We start from the raw sequence: 1,667 nt of genomic DNA on the forward strand, positions 1-1,667 counted from the left end.
GGCGCTGCGGGCGCTGCGGGCGCTGCGGGCGCTGCGGGCGCTGCGGGCGCTGCGGGCGCTGCGGGCGCTGCGGGCGCGACCAGCATCTGGCCGCTGACCGCCTCTGCCGCGCCCTACCGCGGGCCGCTGCGGTCCGATCCGTTCACCGTCCGGGGTGGCCTCCGGCGACCCGGAACACGACGGCTTCGTGCTGTGGACCCGGCTGGCCCCGACCCCGCTCGCCGACGACGGTCTGGGCGGCATGCCGTCCCGCGATGTGCCGGTGCGGTGGGAACTGGCCGCCGACGCCCGCTTCCGCCGGGTCGTCCGCCGCGGCGTCGCCGTCGCCCGGGTGGCCGCGGCGCACTCCGTGCACGTCGAACTGCACGGCCTGGCGCCGGCGCGCGAATACTTCTACCGCTTCAAGGCCGAGAAGTACGTGTCACCGACCGGCCGCACCCGGACCGCCCCGGCACCGTGGGCGAGCGGCGGCACGCTGGCCATGTCGTTCGCGTCCTGCTCGCAGTACGAGCACGGCTACTTCACCGCCTACCGGCGGCTGGCCGAGGACGAGCCGGACCTGATCCTGCACCTGGGCGACTACCAGTACGAGTACGGACCGGACACATACAACATTCCGGGCGGCAACCCGCGCGACCACCAGGGCCCGGAGACGGTGACGCTGGCGAACTACCGCCAGCGGCACGCCCAATACAAAACCGACCCGGACCTGCAGGCGGCCCACGCGGTGGCGCCGTGGGCGGTGGTCTTCGACGACCACGAGATCGAGAACAACTGGGCTGACGAGATCCCCGAGCAGCCGGACCCGAACTTCCCGGCCCGGCGCGCGGCGGCGTTCCAGGCCTACTACGAGAACATGCCGCTGCGCCGCACCTCGATCCCCCGCGGCATCGACATGCAGCTGTACCGGCGCCTGCACTGGGGCCGGCTGGCGACATTCCACCTGCTCGACACCCGCCAGTTCCGCGACGACCAGGGCTGCGGCGACGGCTACCGGGACTGCCCCGCGGCGACGGACCCGGCCCGCTCGATCACCGGCGCGAAGCAGGAGAAGTGGTTGCTCGACGGCTTCCACCGCTCGACGGCCCGCTGGGACATCCTAGGCCAACAGGTCTTCTTCGGCCAGCGCGACAACAACGCGGGCCCCGCGAAGGTGGTCAGCATGGACTCCTGGGACGGCTACGCGGCCTCCCGCGACCGCATCACCCGCGGCTGGGTGAACGCGGCCGTCCGCAACCCGGTGGTCCTGACCGGCGACGTGCACGCCCACTGGGCGGACGAGCTCAAGCTGGACTACACGGACCCGACCTCGCGCACGGTCGGCACGGAACTGGTGTGCTCGTCGATCACCTCCACGGGCGACGGAGTGGACGTGGTCTCGGGCCGGCACCCGTGGGCGGCCTGGAACCCGCACCTGCGCTTCTACAACAACCAACGGGGCTACGTCCGCACGAAGATCACCAAGGACGCGATGACAACCGACTTCCAGGTCCTGCCGTACGTGACCCGCCCGGGAGCGGCCGTCCACACCCGCGCGACCTTCGTGATCGAGGACCGGGTGCCCGGGTTGCACCAGATCGCGGACAACCCGACGCCGGGCGGAAGCGCCGCGCTCCGGGGCGGTGACCTGGGTGCCGCCACGGTCCAGCAGGAGACCGAGCGGCCCT

At 72.5% G+C, this 1,667-nt stretch carries 1 protein-coding gene; it reads left to right on the forward strand.

The genetic code is table 11. The annotated features are described in order from the left end of the window. Positions 1-154: 154 nt before the first annotated feature. Positions 155-1,667: alkaline phosphatase (locus DMB66_RS58725; RefSeq protein ID WP_233625601.1), on the forward strand; the 1,513-nt coding region annotated here is incomplete at its 3' end.

This window comes from Actinoplanes sp. ATCC 53533 (assembly GCF_003947245.1).